This is a genomic window from Micromonospora sp. NPDC005291 (genome assembly GCF_040607415.1).
GTDB lineage: Bacteria > Actinomycetota > Actinomycetes > Mycobacteriales > Micromonosporaceae > Micromonospora.
Genome location: NZ_JBEXGR010000015.1, coordinates 30295 through 50405, shown reverse-complemented (window position 1 = coordinate 50405; position 20111 = coordinate 30295). Strand labels below are relative to the sequence as shown.

Annotated in this window: 20 protein-coding genes; 13 read left to right on the top strand and 7 right to left on the bottom strand. The window is 70.9% G+C overall.

Going from position 1 to position 20111, the window contains the following annotated elements; translation table 11 throughout:
* Positions 1–40: 40 nt before the first annotated feature.
* Positions 41–1057, bottom strand: coding sequence for an NAD-dependent epimerase/dehydratase family protein (locus tag ABZT18_RS20425; RefSeq protein ID WP_354996195.1), 1017 nt, complete (start codon positions 1055–1057; stop codon positions 41–43).
* Between the two features lie 160 nt (positions 1058–1217).
* Here ABZT18_RS20425 and ABZT18_RS20420 point away from each other — a divergent pair, with 160 nt between their 5' ends.
* Positions 1218–1910, top strand: a complete 693-nt coding sequence (locus ABZT18_RS20420) for an SDR family NAD(P)-dependent oxidoreductase (RefSeq protein WP_354996196.1) — start codon at positions 1218–1220, stop codon at positions 1908–1910.
* Here ABZT18_RS20420 and ABZT18_RS20415 read toward each other — a convergent pair.
* Entirely contained in the window at positions 1895–2587 is a 693-nt protein-coding gene (locus ABZT18_RS20415) for a dTMP kinase (RefSeq protein ID WP_354996197.1), read from the bottom strand. The two genes, ABZT18_RS20420 and ABZT18_RS20415, sit on opposite strands and share 16 nt — an antisense overlap.
* Positions 2588–2688: 101 nt before the next feature.
* On the opposite strand from ABZT18_RS20415, the gene ABZT18_RS20410 reads away from it, so the two are divergent.
* The 5 genes from ABZT18_RS20410 to ABZT18_RS20390 all read left to right on the top strand — a co-directional run bounded on the left by ABZT18_RS20410 (position 2689) and on the right by ABZT18_RS20390 (position 5171).
* On the top strand, positions 2689–3336 hold the full coding sequence (locus tag ABZT18_RS20410; protein ID WP_354996198.1) for a nucleotidyltransferase: 648 nt from the start codon (positions 2689–2691) through the stop codon (positions 3334–3336).
* On the top strand, positions 3333–3608 hold the full coding sequence (locus ABZT18_RS20405) for a hypothetical protein (protein ID WP_354996199.1): 276 nt from the start codon (positions 3333–3335) through the stop codon (positions 3606–3608). Before ABZT18_RS20410 ends, ABZT18_RS20405 begins: the two co-directional genes overlap by 4 nt.
* A gap of 10 nt (positions 3609–3618) precedes the next feature.
* Complete coding sequence (locus tag ABZT18_RS20400; protein WP_354996200.1) at positions 3619–4395, top strand: metallophosphoesterase; 777 nt, start codon at positions 3619–3621, stop codon at positions 4393–4395.
* Positions 4386–4529 carry a GPGG-motif small membrane protein gene (locus ABZT18_RS20395; RefSeq protein WP_007464364.1) on the top strand — a complete coding sequence of 48 codons (144 nt, stop codon included), beginning with the start codon at positions 4386–4388 and terminating at the stop codon, positions 4527–4529. The genes ABZT18_RS20400 and ABZT18_RS20395 overlap by 10 nt, the downstream gene beginning before the upstream one ends.
* 147 nt (positions 4530–4676) lie before the next feature.
* Positions 4677–5171 (top strand): TspO/MBR family protein, encoded by a 495-nt coding sequence (locus ABZT18_RS20390; protein ID WP_354996201.1) that lies wholly within the window; start codon positions 4677–4679, stop codon positions 5169–5171.
* A 52-nt stretch (positions 5172–5223) separates the two neighbouring features.
* Here the strand turns inward: ABZT18_RS20390 and ABZT18_RS20385 are convergent, their stop codons facing one another.
* Positions 5224–5997: a peptidoglycan DD-metalloendopeptidase family protein gene (locus ABZT18_RS20385; RefSeq protein WP_354996202.1), complete on the bottom strand. Its 774-nt coding sequence runs from the start codon at positions 5995–5997 to the stop codon at positions 5224–5226.
* A 251-nt stretch (positions 5998–6248) separates the two neighbouring features.
* On the opposite strand from ABZT18_RS20385, the gene ABZT18_RS20380 reads away from it, so the two are divergent.
* From ABZT18_RS20380 to ABZT18_RS20360, 5 genes are all read left to right on the top strand, one after another.
* On the top strand, positions 6249–7592 hold the full coding sequence (locus ABZT18_RS20380; protein WP_354996203.1) for an ABC transporter substrate-binding protein: 1344 nt from the start codon (positions 6249–6251) through the stop codon (positions 7590–7592).
* 66 nt (positions 7593–7658) lie between these two features.
* A complete protein-coding gene (locus ABZT18_RS20375) occupies positions 7659–8705 on the top strand; it encodes a sugar ABC transporter permease (protein WP_354996204.1) in 1047 nt (348 codons plus the stop codon).
* Between the two features lies 1 nt (position 8706).
* Complete coding sequence (locus tag ABZT18_RS20370; RefSeq protein ID WP_354996205.1) at positions 8707–9669, top strand: carbohydrate ABC transporter permease; 963 nt, start codon at positions 8707–8709, stop codon at positions 9667–9669.
* A gap of 67 nt (positions 9670–9736) precedes the next feature.
* The gene (locus tag ABZT18_RS20365; RefSeq protein WP_354996206.1) at positions 9737–10783 is read left to right on the top strand and encodes a LacI family DNA-binding transcriptional regulator; all 1047 of its coding nucleotides are present in this window, start codon (positions 9737–9739) and stop codon (positions 10781–10783) included.
* Between the two features lie 95 nt (positions 10784–10878).
* A complete protein-coding gene (locus tag ABZT18_RS20360) occupies positions 10879–12555 on the top strand; it encodes a glycoside hydrolase family 13 protein (protein WP_354996244.1) in 1677 nt (558 codons plus the stop codon).
* 175 nt (positions 12556–12730) lie between these two features.
* On the opposite strand, the gene ABZT18_RS20355 is transcribed toward ABZT18_RS20360, so the two are convergent.
* The 3 genes from ABZT18_RS20355 to xylA form a co-directional block, all read right to left on the bottom strand.
* The gene (locus ABZT18_RS20355; RefSeq protein ID WP_354996207.1) at positions 12731–14185 is read right to left on the bottom strand and encodes an MFS transporter; all 1455 of its coding nucleotides are present in this window, start codon (positions 14183–14185) and stop codon (positions 12731–12733) included.
* Positions 14186–14278: 93 nt separating this feature from the next.
* A complete protein-coding gene (gene xylB / locus ABZT18_RS20350; RefSeq protein WP_354996208.1) occupies positions 14279–15706 on the bottom strand; it encodes a xylulokinase in 1428 nt (475 codons plus the stop codon).
* A gap of 8 nt (positions 15707–15714) precedes the next feature.
* Positions 15715–16902: a xylose isomerase gene (gene xylA / locus ABZT18_RS20345; protein WP_354996209.1), complete on the bottom strand. Its 1188-nt coding sequence runs from the start codon at positions 16900–16902 to the stop codon at positions 15715–15717.
* A gap of 78 nt (positions 16903–16980) precedes the next feature.
* Here xylA and ABZT18_RS20340 point away from each other — a divergent pair, with 78 nt between their 5' ends.
* On the top strand, positions 16981–18219 hold the full coding sequence (locus tag ABZT18_RS20340) for an ROK family transcriptional regulator (protein WP_354996210.1): 1239 nt from the start codon (positions 16981–16983) through the stop codon (positions 18217–18219).
* Between the two features lie 32 nt (positions 18220–18251).
* Here ABZT18_RS20340 and ABZT18_RS20335 read toward each other — a convergent pair whose 3' ends face one another.
* On the bottom strand, positions 18252–18917 hold the full coding sequence (locus ABZT18_RS20335; RefSeq protein WP_354996211.1) for a MarR family transcriptional regulator: 666 nt from the start codon (positions 18915–18917) through the stop codon (positions 18252–18254).
* Positions 18918–18975: 58 nt separating this feature from the next.
* On the opposite strand from ABZT18_RS20335, the gene ABZT18_RS20330 reads away from it, so the two are divergent.
* Positions 18976–20106, top strand: a complete 1131-nt coding sequence (locus ABZT18_RS20330; protein WP_354996212.1) for a PP2C family protein-serine/threonine phosphatase — start codon at positions 18976–18978, stop codon at positions 20104–20106.
* Positions 20107–20111 lie beyond the last annotated feature (5 nt).

The window sequence follows — 20111 nt, the reverse complement described above, 5'->3', positions numbered from 1 at the left end:
TACGACTGTCCGGGGCGGGGAAAAGTGCCGTCTGCCGGGATCACCTGTTCCGCACAGCCTGCCACTCCCGCAGCACCGCCGCCTCATCCGCCGGGTCGAGTCCGCCCTGCCGTACGGCGGCCGGGTGTGCTGTCATCCAGGACGCGGTCGCCCGAACGGTGTCGGGCAGCGGACGGACCGCCAGCCCGGCATTCAAAGCCGGTCGCGCATCCCGGTCCATCAGGCCGCCGGACTCCGGCAGTCGCACCCAGAGCGGCAGAGCCCGCTCGCCCGACCACTCGCGTACGTCGCGGGACAGCAGGAACTCCTGATCGACCCAGGTGAGGGCGGGATCGGAGACGCCCAGCCCAGCGGCAACCCCGGCCAGCAGGGCAGCCCGGGACATCGCCGGGCCCATGCCGTCGTACGTGCCGCTGAGGCGGGTGCCCGCGGCGTGCAGCAACCAACCCGCCAGATCGGCGACATCCACGAACTGCACCCGGTCGGTCGGGCGTCCGGGCGCGAGAACCTCCCCACCGGCCGCCAGCCGCCGCACCCAGTACGGGAAGCGGTCGCTCGGGTCCTCCACACCGACGATCAGCCCCGCCCGGCAGATGAACGAACGGGCCATGCCCATCCGCTCCCGGACCAACTGCTCGATGCTCACCTTGCACTCGCCGTACCAGCGGTGGTCCGGGCCGATCGGACCGTCCACGTCCGGCGGGGCGGGTGCCAGCACCGGCGCGTCCGTCGCGGTCTGACCCGGGGTGGTGTCGTCCGCGTACACCGAGATCGTCGACACGAACGACCAGTGGCCGACGTGGTCGGCCAGTGCGGTGAGCGCGTGGCGGGCATGACTGACCTGCCGGGTCACGTCCAGCACCGCGTCGAAGCCCTCGCCCGCGAGCGACACCAGCGCGTCGGGATCGTCCCGGTCGACCGGCACGAACCGGACCCCGGCCGGCGCGACGCCGGAGACGCCCCGGGCCGCGCAGGTCACCTCGTGCCCCTGCTCGACCGCGAGCGTGGCCGTCGCCCGACCAAGGAACTGGGTGCCACCGAGAATGAGGATCCGCATCCACCGATCCTGCGCCCCCAACACCCAAACGAACCAACCACTCTGCCCACGGCAGACCGCGATCATGAAGTTGTTGCCACTCAAACCGGCGTGTCGCGGCAATAACTTCATGATCAACGGGGGCGGGCGGGTGGCGCCGGGAGGGCACTAGGGTGGGGGTATGGCGGGGCAGAGCGTGTTGGTTACTGGGGGGGCCGGCGGGCTCGGCGGGGCTGTCGTCGCCGCGTTCGTCGAGGCGGGCTGGCGGGTGGTCGTACCCGAGCGGAAAACCCGGCCCGGTCCGGAGCCGACGGCGGACGCGCTGGTCCGGCTGGTCGCGGACCTGAGCGATCCGGCGGGCGCGGCGCGGGCGGTCGAGGCCGCTGCCGGTGACCCGGTGGCGCCGCTGCGGGCAGTGGTCAACCTCGTCGGTGGGTACGCCAGCGGGGGTCTGGTGCACGAGACGCCGGTCGAGGATTTCGAGCGGATGCTCATCGTCAACCTGCGGCCGACCTACCTGGTCACCCAGGCCGCGCTGCCGCACCTGGTGGCGGCCGGCGGCGGCGCGGTGGTCTGCGTCTCGGCCCGCGCGGCGGTCGCCCCGTTCCCTGGCGCGGCCGGCTACGTGACGGCCAAGGCGGCGGTGCTGGCGTTCGCCAACACGGTCGCGGTGGAGTACCGGTCCCGCAACGTGCGCTGCAACACCGTGCTGCCCAGCGTCATCGACACCCCGGCGAACCGGGCCGCGCAGCCCGACGCCGACCACTCCCGCTGGGTGGCCCCGAACGAGATCGCGTCGGTGATCCGGTTCCTCGCGTCAGCGGAGTCCGCCCCGACCAGCGGCGCCACCGTCCCGGTCTACGGGCGGGCCTGAGCGGCCAACGGCCCAACGTCGTCACCCAGCCCCGACGCGGAGGGAGGCGGCAGCCAGGGCTCCAGGTGCGCCTGGATCTGCTCGGTCACCTCCTCGGCCGGGCGGCCCGCGTCCACCAGCACGAAGCTCGGGTACTCGGGCAGGGCCCGGTAGGCGGTGTCCGCCGCGGTCAGCCAGCCCATCGTCTCGTGGTCGGTGCCGCGCTTCTCGATGCGCCGGTACGCCTCCTCCGGGTCGACGGCGAGCAGGAAGGTCACCTGCGGCGTCGGAAAGAGCCGGTAGCCGGCCCGGGCCAACCGCTCCCAGCGGTGCCCACCGTGCGCCCGGATGCTCGCGTACTGACAGGCCGAGTAGCGATCCATCACTGCCGTACGGCCGGTGAGCAGGCAGCTGAGCAGGGCTATGGCGATGGCGAGCCAGCGGAGCACGGACTCCACCGCCAGCATGCCGTCGCGCCCGACGAGGCGCTGTGCGTCGGGCCGACCGAGCCGGTGGGCGAGCCGGCCGAGCCAACGGCGCCCACTGGCGTTGCGGCGGTATTTGGCGGGGCGGCCGGCGGCGGTCAGCGCGTCGGCCAGCCGGTGTGCCTGAGTGGTCTTACCCGAACCGTCGATGCCGATCAGGGCGACGGTGCGCAACCGAGCCTTGCGTCGTCGCATCCCCGATGATCTGGCCACCCTCGACAGGTTATCCGACCCACGCACCGAGTCCGCGAGGTTTGTGATGCTTTGTCCCTGTTCAAACCCGAGCGCGACGTCAGCAGGTGTGGCCGACCGGAATGCCGGGTACCGGAGTTCGAATCCAACCGCCTGTCCACCAACATGACCGACGGGAGAACCAGATGGCTGAGCGCGGGGACGAGAGTCTGGTGCACACCCTCAAGAAGGTCGCCGCCGTGCTCAAGCAGTCCGAGATCCCGTTCGCCCTGGGCGGCAGCTTCGCCGTCTACGCCCACGGGGGCCACTCCAGCGAGCACGACGTCGACTTCCTGATCCGGGAGGCCGACGTGGAACGGTCCCTCGAGGCCCTGGTGGCCGCCGGTTTCGTCGCCGAGCGCCCACCTGAGGACTGGCTGGTGAAGGTCTTCGACGACGGGCGGATGGTGGATCTGATCCACCGGCCGATCGAGACACCGGTGACCGAGGAGACGTTCGCCGACACGGTCATCCGGCCGGTGGACGCGATTCACATGCCGGTCCTGTCCGCCACCCAGCTGATGGTGCACAAGCTGCTCAGCTTTTCCCAGCACTACTGCGACTTCGCCCGGGGCCTGCCGTTGGCCCGGTCGCTGAGGGAACAGATCGACTGGGAGCGGGTACGCAAGGAGACGCAGCACTCGCCGTACGCCGAGGCGTTCCTGGTGCTGTTGGACCGGCTGGAGGTGGTGCCGGCCGCCGGCACCCAGCCAGGAGAGGGGACATCGTGACCCACCATCGCGACATCGGCGCCGGGCCACCGGACGAGTACGTCGAAGCGGAGATCCACCGGCTGCTGGCCGAGGACCCCGCCGTCGCCGAACAGGGAATCACCGTGGTCCGAAGGGAACGCGCCCTCGTGCTCTACGGCGAGGTGGAGAGCCCGCACCGGCGTGAGGAGATCCTGCGCCGGGTGTCCGAGCGCTTCCCGGACGTGCCGATCACCAGTGACATCGGGGTGATCCGCGTCCAGGCGCCCACGGAGATCGAGCAACTGCCCTGAGGGAGGTTTCATGGTGATCCGGATCGCCGCCGTGGGCGACGTGCATCTGGACGAGGACGTGGTCGGCCGGTTCCGACCGGCGTTGGAGGAGCTGCCGGAGTGCGCGGACGTGCTGCTGTTGGCCGGGGACCTGACCCGGCACGGCACCGAGGCCGAGGCGCGCTGTGTGGCAGAGGAGTTCGGTGGGTTGGCCGTGCCGGTGGTGACCGTGCTGGGCAACCACGACCACCAGTGTGACCAGGTGCCACAGGTGGTCAAGGTGCTCGAGGACGCGGGCATCACCGTGCTGGAGGGCAACGGTGTGGTGCTGGACTGCGCGGGCGGCCGGCTCGGCATCGCGGGCGTCAAGGGCTTCGGCGGCGGGTTCGCCGGGCGGTGTGCGAGTGACTTCGGCGAGCCGGAGATGAAGGCGTTCGTCCGGACCACCACCGACAGCGCGGACCGCCTCGGCACGGCGCTGCGCTCGCTGGAATGCGACATGCTGGTCGCGCTCACCCACTACGCACCGGTGCCGGACACTCTGGCCGGCGAACCGTTGGAGATCTACCCGTTCCTCGGGTCGTACCAGTTGGGGCAGGCCATCGACTCGGCGCCCACGGCGCTGGCCCTGCACGGACACGCGCATGCCGGCACCGAGCGCGGCACGACCCCCGGCGGGGTACGCGTCCGCAATGTCGCGCACCCGGTGATCAAGCAGGCCTACAGCGTCTTTCATTTGGGCGATCAACTCGACACCGACCAGGTTTCCCGGATCGGCGCGTCGGGTATTCAGCAGCCATGGAGCTGATTCTCTGGATTCTCGCAGTCGTACTCGTGGTCGCCGGCATCCTCGCGCTGTTCCGCCGGCAGATCCTGTGGGGCATCGTCCTCATCGTCGTCGGGCTGTTGGTCGGCCCGGGTGGTGTCAGCATCTTCAATTGACGTTCGTACCTCGCAACACCGGGACCCGCCGGGGTCGCCGCGACCGGAGCTTCGTCCTCCCGACAGAAGCATCGGCCGCAGCGGCCCCGGCGCTTTTTGTCTGTGTCCTGACGGTTTGCCCCCGTGCGGAACGGAAACATCTCGACGATGGAGACATCTCAGGACAGGCGGGCGATCTCGGGCCGGCGCTCCCGGTGGGCACTGGTGGGCTTCGCGGCAGCCGTCTTCGTCGCGGCCGCGATCGGCGGGCTGGGGGTGCAGGGCACCACCGACGAGTACGCGAGCCTGCGGCAGCCCAGCTGGGCGCCCCCCTCGTGGCTGTTCGGACCGGCCTGGACCGTGCTCTACGTGCTGATCGCGCTGGCCGGCTGGCTGGTCTGGCGCCGGGTCGGCTTCTCCCTGCCGCTCTGGGCGTGGACCGCCCAACTGGTGCTCAACGCGATCTGGACCCCGCTGTTCTTCGGCGCGGGGCAGTACGGGCTGGCGTTCGCCGAGATCGTGGTGATGTGGCTTGCGATCGGGCTCACCGTGGTGCTGTTCGCCCGGGTCTCTCGGGTGGCGGCTGCGCTGCTGCTGCCCTACTGGGCCTGGGTCACCTTCGCCGCCTCGTTGAACCTGTCCATCTGGCGGCTCAACTCCTGACCCACGGGTCTCCGACGAGCGTCGCCCGCCGGAGACCATCGTCGCTTCGCGGTCAGCAGCGGGGGACGTTCGGGATGTAGCCGTCGTGCCCGGTGTACACGTACGCGTCGGCGATGTAGCGGCCGGCGCCGATCCGGTCCCAGATCGAACTGGTGCCGTACGTGCCGGTGACCGTGGTGCCGCTGGTCTGGCAGGCGATGGTCACCCGGGCGCCGTCGGCGACGGTGCCCACGGAGGCGTACCCGGTGCCGGGGCCGGAGCGGACGGTCAGCGCGGTGCCGCTGGTGTCGACCGTGCCGTTGCCGCTGCCCGAAGAGCACCCGTTGTCGCTGGTGTATGTCCTACTGCCCCAGTACAGGCCGAGAGTGCCGTTGAAGCGGACCTGGACGTCGCTGCCGTTGAGGCGCTGCTCGTAGTGCAGGTGCGGGCCGGTCGAGCCACCGGTGCTGCCCACCCAGCCGAGCACCTTGCCGTAGCCGACGGTCTGCCCCACCGAGACGTTGAAGCCGTTGAGGTGGGCGTAGTACGTGCTGTAACCGCCACCGTGGTTGATCCGGACGTATTTGCCATAGCTGGTGCCGCCGAGGTCCGTCACCCGGTCGACCGTGCCGGGGGCGCTGGCCACCACCGGGTCGCCGAGGTCGTCGGTGCGGTTGAAGTCGACGGCGTACGCCGGGCTGTGATCGGACCGGGTCTGCCCGGACCAGGACTGGCCGCACGGGAACGGCACCTTGAAGGTTGGCGCGGCCAGCGCCGGACTCGCCGGCGTCAGCACTCCCCCGACGAGCAGACCGGTCACCAGCAGGCTGATCCATCGCTTTCGCATACAGCGCCTCCTATGTTGAAAACCTTCGATGCGATGTGTTCAGCCTGACAGATATCGCCAATCTTCGAAAGAGTCGGGGATCTGGCCCGGGAGCGCGCCCACGAGGTCGCCCACAGGTTTCCGGATTGTTACTCGCTCGTGTCTGACAGGGGCTGGACCGGGCCGCATGCAAGCGCTTACATGTGTGCACGCCCATCGGGACCGGCGCCGGGCCTCTGAGCACGACCGCGCCGGCTAGAAAGGAGGACGGCATGGCGGTCTTCACCAGACCACGCCAGGCCTTCGCGATCGCCGGCGTACTCGGGCTGGCGCTCAGCGCCACCGCCTGCGGTACCGGCGACGACAAGAAGAGCAACAACGCGGGCTCCGCGGAGTGTGCCGCATACGACAAGTACGACGGACACGACGGCAAGAAGGTCTCCATCTACGCGTCCATCCGTGACGCCGAGGCCGACCTGCTGAGGAACTCCTGGAAGACGTTCGAGGACTGCACCGGCATCGAGATCGACTACGAGGGCAACGCCGAGTTCGAGGCGCAGCTCCCGGTCCGGGTCGACGGTGGCAACGCGCCCGACCTGGCCTTCGTGCCCCAGCCGGGCCTGGTCAAGCGGTTCGCCGACGCCAGCAAGCTGAAGTCGCTCGGTGCCGACACCAAGACGATGGCCGAGCAGAACATGCCGGCCGACTGGCTGAAGTACGGCACCGTCAACGGCACCCTCTACGGTGTGCCGCTCGGCGCCAACGTGAAGTCCTTCGTCTGGTACTCGCCGAAGCTCTTCAAGGAGAAGGGCTGGACGGTCCCCACCAGCTGGAACGACATGATCAAGCTCAGCGACACGATCGCGGCGAGCGGCATCAAGCCGTGGTGCGCCGGCATCGAGTCCGGTGACGCCACCGGCTGGCCGGCCACCGACTGGATCGAGGACGTGATCCTGCGTACGCAGGGCCCCGAGGTCTACGACCAGTGGACCACCCACGCCATCCCGTTCAACGACCCGCGGATCGTCGACGCGGTCAACCGGGCCGGCACGATCCTGAAGAACGAGAAGTACATGAACGGCGGCTTCGGCGGGGTGAAGAGCATCGGCACCACCGCCTTCGGTGAGGCCGGCCTGCCGGTCACCACCGGCAAGTGCGCCATGCACCGGCAGGCGTCGTTCTACGCCAACCAGTTCCCCAAGGGCACCAAGGTGGCCGAGGACGGCGACGCGTTCGCCTTCTACTTCCCGGCCATCGACACGGCCAAGGGCAAGCCGGTGCTCGGCGCGGGCGAGTTCGTCGTCGGCTTCACCGACCGCCCCGAGGTGCAGGCGGTGCAGACCTACCTCGCCTCGGCTGAGTACGTCAACAGCCGCGCGAAGCTCGGTAACTGGGTGACGGCGAACAACAAGCTGGACATCGCCAACGTCGCCAGCCCGATCGACAAGCTCTCCGTCCAGATCCTGCAGGACAAGACCGGCGTCTTCCGCTTCGACGGATCCGACCTGATGCCGGCCGCGGTCGGCGCGGGGACGTTCTGGAAGGGCATGGTCGAGTGGATCAACGGCAAGGACACCGCGTCGGTGCTCCAGGGCATCGAGAGCAGCTGGAAGTGATCTGAGCGGTGGGCCGGTCCGCACCCGCGGGCCGGCCCACCGGCGGATCCAGACCTGGGAGGGTCGATGGAGTTCGACTTCGCGGAGGAGCAGCCGAAGTTCCTCATGCTGATGTACGGGCTGATCGCTTTCGTCGTGGTGGTGGGCGGTCTGCTCCTGCTTCTCGACGTGGTGCCGGCCTGGTTCGCTCGGCGGCGGGAGGCACAGCTGGTCGCCGCGTCCGTCAGCGGCACCCCGCTCCCCCGCCGGCGCAAGCAGGGAGAGGGACTCTTCGCGCTCTTCTTCCTGCTGCCGACGCTGCTGCTGCTCACGGTCGGGTTGGTCGTTCCGGCCATCCGCACCACACTGCTGTCCTTCATGGACGCAGGCAGCAACGACTGGGTCGGGCTGCGCAACTACGGCTGGATGTTCTCCGACAGCTCGATCGTCCGGGTCCTGATCAACACCCTGGTCTGGGTGGTCCTTGTCCCGCTGGTCGCGACCGGCTTCGGCCTGATCTACGCCGTCCTGGTGGACAAGGCCCGGTTCGAGGCGGTGGCCAAGTCACTGATCTTCCTGCCGATGGCCATCTCCTTCGTGGGCGCCAGCATCATCTGGAAGTTCGTCTACGCCTACCGGGGCGACGGCGACCAGATCGGTCTGCTCAACCAGATCGTGGTCAGCCTCGGTGGTGAGCCCAAGCAGTGGCTGCTCGAATCACCGCTGAACACGCTGCTGCTGATCGTCATCATGGTCTGGATCCAGGCCGGCTTCGCCATGGTGGTGCTCTCCGCCGCGATCAAGTCCATCCCGGGCGACATCGTGGAGGCCGCCCGGCTCGACGGGGTCAACCCGTGGCAGATGTTCTGGCGGATCACCATGCCGAGCATCCGGCCGGCGCTGATCGTCGTGGTGGTGACGCTCACGATCGCCACGCTCAAGGTCTTTGACATCGTCCGGACCTCGACCAACGGTAACTACGACACGAGCGTGATCGCCAACGAGATGTACAACCAGGCATTCCGGTACGGCGAGAACGGGCAGGGCTCCGCGCTCGCGGTCTTCCTCTTCATCCTGGTCATCCCGATCGTGATCTACCAGATCCGCAACCTCCGTCAGCAGCGGGAGGGCTGAGATGACGACTGCAACGCCCACCGTCGCCGCCGGAACCCAGAAGACCGACGCACCGAAGACCACCGCCGGGCGGGTCCGCAAGCGGTTGAACAGCCGCACCGCGACGCTCGTCTCGATCGTCGTCGCGGTGGTCTGGACCATCCCGACCTTCGGCCTGCTCGTCTCCTCCCTCCGCCCAGAGGACGAGATCAAGACCACCGGCTGGTGGACGGCCTTCACCAACCCACAGTTCACCTTGGAGAACTACCAGCAGGTCCTGTTCGGGCAGTCGTCGTCCTCCGGACAGCTCGCCGGGTCCTTCATCAACTCCCTGGCGATCACCATCCCCTCGGTGCTCTTCCCGCTCGCCTTCGCGTGCCTCGCCGCGTACGCGCTCGCGTGGATCAACTTCCGCGGCCGGGACTGGATCTACATCGCGATCTTCGCGTTGCAGATCGTGCCGTTGCAGATGGCCCTCGTGCCACTGCTGAAGTTCTTCTCCACCGGCGTGACCCTCGGCGGCGTCACCCTGATGCCGGCCTGGGGCCTGGTCGACGAACAGAAGTTCGCGCAGGTGTGGTTCGCGCACACCTGCTTCGCACTCCCGTTCGCCGTCTTCCTGTTGCACAACTTCATTTCGCAACTGCCCGGAGACCTGATGGAGGCGGCCCGGGTCGACGGGGCCAGCCACCCGAAGATCTTCCGCACCATCGTGCTGCCGCTGATCGTGCCGGCGCTGGCGGCGTTCGGCATCTTCCAGTTCCTCTGGGTCTGGAACGACCTGCTGGTCGCGCTCATCTTCGCCGGCGGCGACGAGACGGCCCCGCTCACCGTCAAGCTCGCCGGGATGGCCGGCACCCGGGGCAACGAGTGGCAACGGCTGACCGCCGGAGCGTTCGTCTCGATCGTCGTACCGCTCGTTGTCTTCCTGTCCCTCCAGCGCTTCTTCGTGCGAGGTCTGCTCGCCGGCAGCGTCAAGGGCTGACCCGCGCGCCCGCCGCCGCCTGGCCCCTCGGGCGGCGGCGGGCGCCGGGCACCGAGCGGGGGAAACCGTGACGAGGATCGATGATGTCGCCCGGCTGGCCGGGGTCTCCACGGCCACCGTATCGCGGGCCCTGCGGGGGCTGCCGACGGTCTCGGCCGCCACCCGGCGCCGGGTGCTCGCCGCCGCCGAACAGCTCGACTACGAGGTGTCACCGAGCGCGTCCCGGCTCGCTGGTGGCCGGACCGGCACGGTCGCCGTGGTGGTCCCCCGGATCACCCGCTGGTTCTTCAGCACCGTCGTCGAGGCGGTCGAGGATTACCTCCACCAGTCCGGCTACGACCTGCTGCTCTACAACCTGGGCGGCCGGGAGCATCTCCGCCAGCGGGTCCTGCGTACGGCCAACCTGCACAAGCGGGTGGACGCAATCATGTTGGTCGCCACGCCACTACGGCCCACCGACCTGACGGCGCTGGCCACTCTGGATCTGCCCGGAGTGACCATCAGCTCGGGGAGCAGGGTGCCCAACTGGCCGTGCGTACGTATCGACGACGTGGCGGCGGCCCGGGCAGCCACCCGGCACCTCATCGACCTCGGCCATCACCGGATCGCGCACATCTCCGGCGACCCGGACGACGAGTTGGCCTTCACCACCCACCTCGACCGGCGTCGGGGCTACCAGGCGGAGCTGCGGTCCGCTGGCCTGCGACTCGACCCGAGCCTGGATGTCGAGTCCACCTTCACCATCGACGGCGGCAACCGGGCCACCGCCGAGTTGCTGGCCCGTGGCGAGCCGCCGACCGCGATCGTCGCGGCCTGCGACGAGATGGCGATGGGCGCGATGACCGCGCTACGTGACGCCAGGCTGCGGGTGCCGCAGGACGTCAGCGTGATCGGCATCGACAACCACGACCTGGCTGGTGTGCTCGGGCTCAGCACCATCGCCCAGCCCGCCGCCGAGCAGGGCCGGCTGGCCGCCCAGATGCTGCTCGACCCGCTCGGGTCCCGACCTCCGGGTCCCATCGTGGGTCAGCGGAAGGCCGCTTGCGACACGCCGGTGATCCTGCCCACTCGGTTGGTCGTCCGGGACTCGACCGCACCGCCCCGGGCAGACTGAACTCCAACCATCCGCCGCCGGCCGGCGGCTGGCGGCGACGCGGCCGGCAGCAGCACCGCCGGCAGTCCACCCACAGCTCGACACGGGAGACGACCCTGAACACCGATCCGACGCAGCAGACCCCCTCCGGTCACCCGGTCACCGGCTGGTGGACCGAGGCCACCATCTACCAGATCTACCCGCGCTCGTTCGCCGACTCGGACGGGGACGGGATCGGCGACCTGCCCGGCATCACCGCCCGCCTCGACCACCTGGTCGAGCTGGGCGTGGACGCGATCTGGCTCTCCCCCTTCTACCCGTCGCCGCAGGCCGACGCCGGCTACGACGTGGCCGACTACCGCGACATCGACCCGCTGTTCGGCACCCTTCCCGACGCGGACAAGCTGATCACCGAGGCCCGTTCCCGCAGCCTGCGGGTGATCGTCGACCTCGTCCCGAACCACACCTCGTCGGCGCATCGCTGGTTCCAGGCCGCGCTGCCCACCGCGCCCGGCAGCCCGGAGCGGTCCCGGTACATCTTCCGAGACGGTCTCGGCCCGGCCGGCGACCAGCCGCCCAACGACTGGCAGAGCGTCTTCGGCGGTCCAGCCTGGACCCGGACGGTCGACCCGGACGGGCAACCCGGCCAGTGGTACCTGCACCTGTTCGACACCGGGCAGCCGGACCTCAACTGGGACAACCCGGAGGTGCACGCGGAGTTCCTGGACGTGCTGCGGTTCTGGCTGGACCGCGGCGTGGACGGCTTCCGGGTCGACGTGGCGCACGGCCTGGTCAAGCAGGCCGACCTGGCCGACTGGCAGGAGCCACAGGAGATCCTCTCCGGCAACGAGGTCGACAAGCCGCGCCCGCCGATGTGGGACCAGGAGGGCGTGCACGAGATCTACCGGCAGTGGCGGCAGGTTCTGGACAGCTACCCCGGCGAGCGGGTGCTGGTCGCCGAGGCGTGGGTGGAGCCGGCCGAACGGTTGGCCCGCTACGTCCGCCCCGACGAGATGCACCAGGCGTTCAACTTCGAGTACCTGCTCGCCGCCTGGACCGCACCGGCCCAGTACGCGGTGATCACCCGCTCGCTGGAGGCGACCGATTCGGTCGGCGCGCCGACCACCTGGGTGCTGTCCAACCACGACGTGGTGCGGCACGCCTCCCGGCTCGGCCTGCCGATCGGCACCGTACGGCCCAACGGCATCGGCATCGGCGACCCGCAGCCGGACGCCGCGCTCGGCCTGCGCCGGGCCCGGGCGGCCACTCTGCTGATGCTCGCCCTGCCCGGCTCGGCGTACCTCTTCCAGGGCGAGGAGCTGGGGCTGCCCGAGCACACCACGCTGCCCGACGAGGCCCGGCAGGACCCGACCTGGGCGCGCAGCGGCCACACCCAGCGCGGACGGGACGGTTGCCGGGTGCCGATCCCGTGGGAGGCCGACGCCCCGTCGTACGGCTTTGGGCCGACCGACGCCAGTTGGCTGCCGCAGCCTCCGCTCTGGGCGGAGTACGCGCTGGACCGCCAGCGCGACGTGCCCGGCTCGACGTACGAGCTGTACCGCACGGCGCTGCGGCTGCGCCGCGCCCACGGGCTGGGTCGCGGCACCCTGGAGTGGTTGTCCTCGGGCGATGAGGTGCTGACCTTCCGCAACGCGGAGCTGACCGTGCTGACCAACTTCGGTGACACCCCGGTGCCGTTGCCGACCGGTGCCGAGGTGCTTGCCGGCAGCGCACCCCTGGACGACGACGGCGCGGTCCCGACCGACGTGACGGTGTGGCTGCGCTCCGTCTGATCATCACCCGACCGGCCCATTCCCGCCGACCCATGCTCCTGACCGGGGCGGCGGGGGTGGGCCGGCCCACCAAGATCGCGCAACGTCAAGGATGTCGTGGCCTCAACCCCGGCGGGAGGCCACTACATCCTTGAAACTGCGAAGCCCTGGACCGACGAGCGGGACCGGTGGGCGGTCAGAGGCGGTCAGCGCGGGCGTGCAGCAGGTCGTGCACGTTGTCGATGTCCGCCGGTGAGGTCCGCGAGGCGAGCCAGTACATGACACCGGTGGGTATGAAGAAGAGCTGGAACGCGGCCAGCCCGACGGCGAAGTTCAGTGGCGGCGGGAACGCCGCTCGCAGCCCCTGGAACACCACCCCGACCAGGCCGTTCCCGGCCGCGCGACCGACCCCGTTCACCAGGTTGCCCAGGCTGTAGACGGTGCCCCGGTGCTCCGGCGGGTTCACGTCGGCGATCAGCGCGAACCAGTTCGGCGAGTTGGCAGAGGTCAGCGCGAGCGCCACGATCGCGGTGAGCAGGCTCAGCCCCACCGACGGCTCGGTGAACACACTGGACAGCACCGCAGCGATCACCGCACCGCCGCTCGCGCCGTCCGGCACGTCGATGGTCACCGGAACGAAGAACAGCACCAGGTAGAACGGCAGCGCGGCGAGGATGCCGATCGCGGCGACCAGGGCCCGCCCCCTCGGCGTACGCCGTTGCACCGCGTCGCCGATCAGCCCACCCACGATGGAGAGCACCCCACCGAGCTGGAACAGCGTGGCGAAGACGCTGCCCACCACCACCGCGGTCGACGCCGAATAGCCCTGGGCCTCGGCCCGTTCGGCGAAGAGCACCGGCAGCCACACCAGCGAGCCGAACGCGGCCTGCGCGGTCAGGCCCTGCAGGATCAGCCACCGGTTGGTCCGTCGGGCCAGGATGCGCGGCAGATCGGCGCGGCTGATCCGATAGTCGTACTCGGCACCCGCGTCCAGCCTGTCGGCCAGCTCCGGCTCGCTCTGGCCACGCCGAATGTCGTACGTGAACAGGTAGGCCAGGGTGGCGACCAGGCCGACGCCGGTCAGCACCAGGAACGGTCGCCGCCAGTCGGTCGCCCCGAGCAGCCCGCCGCCGAGCGTGCCCGCCAGGGTGCCGACCCCCTGGGAGAGCCCCCAGAAGCTCATCACCAGCCCTCGGCGGGTCGGTGAGATCAGGTCGGTGACCACCGAGAAACCCACCGAGCCGACCGCGCCGAGCCCGACCGCGGCGACCAGCTGTGCCGCAAGGAACGTCAGGTAGCCGCCGGCGAGCGCGCTGCCGCCGGTGCCCGCCGCCCACAACAGCGTGCCCACCATGAGCAGTGGCTTGCGGTTGGTCCGGTCGCCGACGTACGCCCAGCCGACCGCTGCCACCGCGCTGACCAGGAAGCTGACCGCGGTGACCAGACCGAGCAGCCGCCCCGACACGTCGAACGCTTCGGAGATCGGGCCGTACAGCGGCGGGACCAACCCGATCGCCACGTTGTCCAGCGAAGCGAGCACCACGAACACCACGACGCTGTAGAACCGGTGCGCCGGGCCACCGCCCCGACCGGGCAGGCGTTTGCCGGGCTCCGCCCGGCCCCGGCCGGCCCCGCCACTGGTCACGGTCATGACCGGCAGCAAACCAGACTCCGCTGAGGAGGCCGTCATGCGGGTGGGTGCTGGTCAGGTTCCACCGGCACCCACCCGCGTCGATCCCGACGGTCAACTCCGGTCGAGGACCATCCCACGCGCGGCGGCGTACTGGTCACGCACAGCGGGGACGGGCTCGGCCGCGTACTCCTCGGTGCCCTCGACCGCCCAGACCGGCGGCGTGGGACCGCCCAGGACGACCCAGGCGGCCTGCCGGGCGGCGCCGTCGGCGACGTACTCCCCGGCTGGCGGGACGACGACCGGGCAGCCGAAGACCTGCGGCGCGATCTGGCGCACCGCGGCCGACCGGGCTCCGCCGCCGACCAGGATGACCCGGCGGACGATGGCACCCTGCGCGGTCAGTGCGTCCAGGCCGTCGGCGAGCGCGCAGAGCATGCCCTCCACGGCGGCCCGCGCCAGGTGCGCGGGGGTCGAGGTGCGCAGGGTCAGCCCGTGCACCGCGCCGGTGGCGAGCGGCCGGTTCGGCGTCCGTTCACCCTCCAGGTACGGAACCATGACCAGCCCGTCTGCCCCGGCTGGCGCGGAGAGCGCCAGCTCGGCCAGCTCGTCCAGACTGACGCCGAGCATCGCGGCCGCGGCGTCCAGCACCCGGGCCGCGTTGAGCGTGCAGACCAGCGGCAGGAAACGACCGGACGCGTCGGCGAAGCCCGCCACGGTCCCGCTCTCGTCGGCGGCCGGCACGTCGGCGACGCTGAACACGGTGCCGGAGGTGCCGATCGAGACGACCACGTCACCCGGGCCGGCACCGACGCCGAGCGCGGCGGCGGCGTTGTCCCCGGTGCCCGCGCCGAGCAGCGCGCCGCCCGGCCCACCCAGCCCGTCGGCCAGCTTTCCCGCCGACTCGCCCGGCCCGAGCACCTCGGGCACCACCAACCGCCGGCCGAAGCCCCGCTCCAGCAGGTCCAGTCGGTAGTCGCCGGTGGCCGGCGACCAGTAGCCGGTGCCGCTGGCATCACCCCGGTCGGTACGCAGCGCGCCCAAACCCGGTGCGCCGGCCATCCGCCAGGTCAGCCAGTCGTGCGGCAGGCAGACGGCGGCCACCCGAGCGGCCAGCTCCGGCTCGTGCCTGGCCAGCCACCGCAGCTTGGTGATGGTGAAGCTGGCCACCGGCACACTGCCGGCAGCCTCGGCCCAGAACCGACGCCCGGCCGCGCCGCCGCCGGCCTCCTCCACGAGATCGGCGGCGGCGTCGGCGGATCGGGTGTCGTTCCACAGCAACGCCGGGCGGACCACCCGGCCGTCCTCGTCGAGACACACCATGCCGTGCTGTTGGCCGGCGACGGAGATCGCCGCCACGTCGGCCAACCCGCCAGCCTCGTCGGCAGCGCTGCGCAACGCCTGCCACCAGGCTTCCGGGTCAACCTCGGTGCCGTCCGGGTGCGGCGCCCGGCCCTGCCGGAGCAGGGCACCGGTCTCCGCGTCCCGGATGACCACCTTGCACGACTGGGTGGACGAGTCAACGCCTGCGACCAACGGCATGGCGGGCCTCAGCGGGCGCCGAGCAGGTGCTCGACGGCGAGCTGGTTGAGCCGGACGAAACCGAAGCCCCGGGCGGCCACCGCGTCGACGTCGAACTCCTCGAAGGCGGTCCGGTCGGCGAGCAGGTCTTCGTACCCCTCGCCAGGGTTGAGCGTCGGGGTGCTCAGCTCGCCGACCTTGCTGGCGGCCAGCGCCTCGATCACCTCGGGGTCGGCGCGGAACGCCGCGGCCCGCTCCTTGAGCAGCAGGTAGGTGGCCATGTTGGCCGCCGCCGACGCCCACACCCCGGCCATGTCCTCGGTCCGGGAGGGCTTGTAGTCGAAGTGTCGGGGGCCGTCATAGGTCGGCCCGCCGTTCGGGCCGCCGTTCTCCAGCAGGTCCACCAGGGCGAACGAGTTCATCAGGTCACCGTGGCCGAAGACCAGGTCCTGGTCGTACTTGATGCCGCGCTGGCCGTTGAGGTCCAGGTGGAACAGCTTGCCCTGCCAGAGCGCCTGCGCGATGCCGTGGGCGTAGTTGAGCCCGGCCATCTGCTCGTGGCCGACCTCCGGGTTGAGGCCGACCATCTCCGGGTGGGCCAGCTGGGAGATGAAGGCGAGCGCGTGCCCGACGGTGGGCAGCAGGATGTCGCCGCGCGGCTCGTTGGGCTTGGGCTCCAGCGCGAACCGCAGGTTGTAGCCGCGGTCGATGACGTACTGGGTGAGCAGGTCCACCGCCTCGCGGTAGCGGTCCAGCGCGGCGCGGACGTCCTTGGCGACGTCGTACTCGGAACCCTCGCGGCCGCCCCACATCACGAAGGTGCTCGCGCCCAGCTCGGCGGCCAGGTCGACGTTGCGCAGCACCTTGCGCAGCGCGTACCGGCGGACGTCGCGGTCGTTGCTGGTGAAGCCGCCGTCCTTGAAGACCGGGTGGGTGAAGAGGTTGGTGGTGACCATCGGCACCACGAGGCCGGTCTCGTCGAGGGCCTTGCGGAACCGGGCGATGTGCTGGTCGCGGGTGGCGGCGTCGACGCCGAACGGAATCATGTCGTCGTCGTGGAAGGTGATGCCGTACGCGCCCAGCTCGGCGAGCCGGTGCACCGCCTCGACCGGGTCGAGCTCGGGGCGGGTCGCGTCACCGAACGGATCGCGAGCCTGCCATCCGACGGTCCAGAGCCCGAAGGAGAACTTGTCGGCGGGAGTGGGACGGGGTGCCATGAGCAACCTCCGGGGTGGTGGTGTCCGCTATTTGTTCAACCATTGAATTATTTGCTCGGCCTATGGCACTGTCAAGGGGTGAGCCTCACCCACGCCCCGGCCGGCGCAGCCCGTCAGGGCAGTCTGCGCGAGCTCAACCTCGCCCTGGTGCTCGGCCGGATCGCCGCAGCCCACCGACCCCCGTCCCGGGCCGATCTGGCGACCGCGACCGGCCTGACCAGAGCCACGGTGTCCGCGGTGGTCGAGGACCTGCTCGCCGGCCGGTTGGTCAGCGAATCCGACCCCGCGCCCCGCGCCGGCGCCGGCCGCCCGGCACGAGGGCTGGTCCTGGCCGACCAGGGCCCGGCCGGGCTCGGCCTGGAGGTCAACGTCGACTACCTGGCGGTCTGCGTGGTGGACCTCGGCGGCCAGGTCCGGCACCGCACCGTGCATCGGGCCGACCTGCGCCCGGTGGCCCCCGCCGACGCCCTGGCCCGGCTGGTCGAGCTGGCCTCGGAGGCCCGGGACGACGCCGCCGACCAGGGCCTCACCCTGGCCGGGGCCGCGCTCGCGGTGCCCGGCCTGGTGGACGACGCCGGGCTGGTCCGGCTCGCGCCGAACCTCGGCTGGCGCGACGTGCCGGTGCCCGCGCTGCTCGCCGAGCACCCCCCGCTGATCGAGCAGGTACCCGGCATCCCGGCGCTGGTGGTGGACAACGAGGCCAACCTCGCCGCGCTCGGCGAGCTGCACTCCCGGCCACCCGGCCCGTCAAGCTTCCTGCACATCTCCGGAGAGGTGGGTATCGGCGCCGGCATCGTGCTGGACGGGGCGCTGTTCCGCGGCGTCCGCGGTTGGAGCGGCGAGATCGGGCACCTCCCGGTCCACCCCGAGGGCCGTCCGTGCCGCTGCGGCGGGCAGGGGTGCCTGGAGCAGTACGCCGGCCAGGAGGCGATCGTGGCCGCCGCCGGGCTGGTCCGGGCGGAGCTTCCCGCGGACACCGCGACGGCACGGCTGGCCGAGCTGGCCGAGGCCGGCGACGCTGACGCGCTGCGGGCGCTGCACGACGCCGGGACGGCGCTCGGTGTCGCGGTGGCCAGCGTCGTCAACCTGCTCGACCTGGACACCGTGGTGCTCGGTGGCGGTTACGCGGCGCTGGCACCCTGGTTGTGCCCTCCGGTGCTCGCCGAGATCGCCAGCCGGGTGCTCACCGCCGCCTGGTCGCCGGTCACGGTCCGGCCGTCGACGCTCGGCGCGGAGGCTGCCGCGGTGGGTGCCGCCGGCTCGGTGGTCCGCCGGATCGTCGCCCAGCCCGCCGGTTGGCTGGCCCGCTCCGGCTGATCGGCACCCACTCCGGTTGATCGGCGGCTGGATCAGGCGGTCCGCGCCACCGGTGGGTCGCCGGCCGGCCACTCCCGAGTGGTGCCCACCGACCGTTCCGGGCCGCCCGACGGGCCCGCCCACCCCGCGCGGGTCTGCCGGTCCGAATCGACCGACCACTCCCCCGAACGCCCAGCGGGCTGATCCGGGGCATCCGGCCAGCCACCCTGGCCCGTCGACTCGCCCGGTCCCGACGTGCTCTGGGCCTGCTGCCGGCGAGCGGTCTCGTCGAACTCCCGCATCCCGCGCAACAGCGCGTCGCGGCCCGTCGCGCTCATCCCATCCAGCACGGTGGCGAGCTGCGCCTGACGGTCGGCCCGCAGCTCAGCGAGGAGCCGGCGGGCATCCGGGGTCAGATGCAGCGAGATTTCCCGCCTGTCGAAGTGGCCCGGCTCGCGCTGCAGCATGCCGGCAGCGACCAACCGGTCGCAGAGACGGCTGGCGGAGCTGAGGAGCATGTCGAGCTGGGTGGCGAGCCGACGCAGGTTGATCCCGTCGGACTGCTCCACCACCATCACCGCCCGTAGCTGGGCACCGGAAACGCGGTTGGCGGTCCCCTCCCGGGCGGATTCCCAGATGCCCAACAGGGCAGCGGCCGCCGCATCCAACGCGGCAGCCATACTCGTCTCGGGGCCCGGTGGGCCGTTCAGTTCGGCCATGGTGGCCCGAGACTACTCCGAACCCACTGGTCGTCGAGCTTTCAGTAAGGGAGTGATGATGAGCGAACCGGTCAATCAGGCACGATGCGCCCTGAACGAGACACCAGCCGACCTGCTCGTCGGCGGGGTCGGGGACGTGCTCGTCCGGTCGTACGGAATCACCGACGTCGAGCTCTACCAGGTCGACTACCGGCTCGCGGAGCTGTTGCCGCTCACCGAGGGTGACCCCATCACGAGCCCCGGGCACCCCGCCTGGCGTGCCTTCGACCACCAGTCACCGATACTGACCGACGGCACCGCCTGGTTGCCGGTCACCATGCGCGGCGAGCGCCGGGGTGTGCTGTGCCTGTCGCCCGTCCCGGACGACCGCGACGTCCTCGCCGCGCTGGCCGACATCGGCACCGCGCTCGCCCACGAGTTGGCGGCGGTCTCCGCCGGCACCGACGTCTACCGGGCGGCGCGGCGCTCCCAGCGCCTCACCCTGGCCGCCGAGATGCAGTGGGACCTGCTCCCCGGCCGCAGCCGGATTCGACCGTCGTTCAGCCTGGCCGGGCAGTTGGAGCCGGCGTACACGGTGCGCGGCGACAGCTTCGACTGGTCCGACGACGGGCAGCGGCTCTGGTTGTCCACCATCAACGGCACCGGTGAGGGTGTCGCCGCCTCCCTGCTCACCTCGTTGGCCACCCACGCGCTGCGCAACGCGCGCCGCGCCGGGCTGAGCCTGGCCGACCAGGCCGCCCTCGCCGACCAGGCCATCTACGACCTGTACCGGGGCGAGCAGCACCTGTCCGCGTTGCTGATGGAACTGGACCTGCGTTCGGGTCTGATGACCGTGGTCGACGCGGGCTCACCCCGACTGGTCCTGGTGCGCGACGGGGAGGTCACCGAGCAGCCCCTGGAGGCGCAGTTCCCGCTCGGCATGTTCGAGGCGACCGACTACCACGAACAGAAGTTCCCCATGGAGCGCGACGACCGTGTGTTCGTCGTCAGCGACGGGGTGCTGGAGGCCACCGGGCAGCAGATGCGCTACGGCGAGACGGCCCTGGACCGGTTTTTGCGCCGGACCGGTCCGATGGCGCCACTGGACGCCGTCCGGTCACTGATCGGTGACCTGCGCGCGTTCGTGGCCGGTGACCTGGTCGACGACGCGGTGGTCGTCTGCCTGGACTGGACCGGCCCACAACCGTGACCGGC

Excerpts from the sequence above, each read along its gene's own strand:
- ABZT18_RS20425 (WP_354996195.1), bottom strand. The coding sequence starts at position 1,057 with ATGCGGATCCTCATTCTCGGTGGCACCCAGTTCCTTGGTCGGGCGACG.
- ABZT18_RS20420 (WP_354996196.1), top strand. The coding sequence starts at position 1,218 with ATGGCGGGGCAGAGCGTGTTGGTTACTGGGGGGGCCGGCGGGCTCGGC.
- ABZT18_RS20410 (WP_354996198.1), top strand. The coding sequence starts at position 2,689 with ATGCCGGGTACCGGAGTTCGAATCCAACCGCCTGTCCACCAACATGAC.
- ABZT18_RS20400 (WP_354996200.1), top strand. The coding sequence starts at position 3,619 with ATGGTGATCCGGATCGCCGCCGTGGGCGACGTGCATCTGGACGAGGAC.
- ABZT18_RS20395 (WP_007464364.1), top strand. The coding sequence starts at position 4,386 with ATGGAGCTGATTCTCTGGATTCTCGCAGTCGTACTCGTGGTCGCCGGC.
- ABZT18_RS20390 (WP_354996201.1), top strand. The coding sequence starts at position 4,677 with ATGGAGACATCTCAGGACAGGCGGGCGATCTCGGGCCGGCGCTCCCGG.
- ABZT18_RS20385 (WP_354996202.1), bottom strand. The coding sequence starts at position 5,997 with ATGCGAAAGCGATGGATCAGCCTGCTGGTGACCGGTCTGCTCGTCGGG.
- ABZT18_RS20380 (WP_354996203.1), top strand. The coding sequence starts at position 6,249 with ATGGCGGTCTTCACCAGACCACGCCAGGCCTTCGCGATCGCCGGCGTA.
- ABZT18_RS20375 (WP_354996204.1), top strand. The coding sequence starts at position 7,659 with ATGGAGTTCGACTTCGCGGAGGAGCAGCCGAAGTTCCTCATGCTGATG.
- ABZT18_RS20370 (WP_354996205.1), top strand. The coding sequence starts at position 8,707 with ATGACGACTGCAACGCCCACCGTCGCCGCCGGAACCCAGAAGACCGAC.
- ABZT18_RS20355 (WP_354996207.1), bottom strand. The coding sequence starts at position 14,185 with ATGACCGTGACCAGTGGCGGGGCCGGCCGGGGCCGGGCGGAGCCCGGC.
- xylB (WP_354996208.1), bottom strand. The coding sequence starts at position 15,706 with ATGCCGTTGGTCGCAGGCGTTGACTCGTCCACCCAGTCGTGCAAGGTG.
- xylA (WP_354996209.1), bottom strand. The coding sequence starts at position 16,902 with ATGGCACCCCGTCCCACTCCCGCCGACAAGTTCTCCTTCGGGCTCTGG.
- ABZT18_RS20335 (WP_354996211.1), bottom strand. The coding sequence starts at position 18,917 with ATGGCCGAACTGAACGGCCCACCGGGCCCCGAGACGAGTATGGCTGCC.
- ABZT18_RS20330 (WP_354996212.1), top strand. The coding sequence starts at position 18,976 with ATGAGCGAACCGGTCAATCAGGCACGATGCGCCCTGAACGAGACACCA.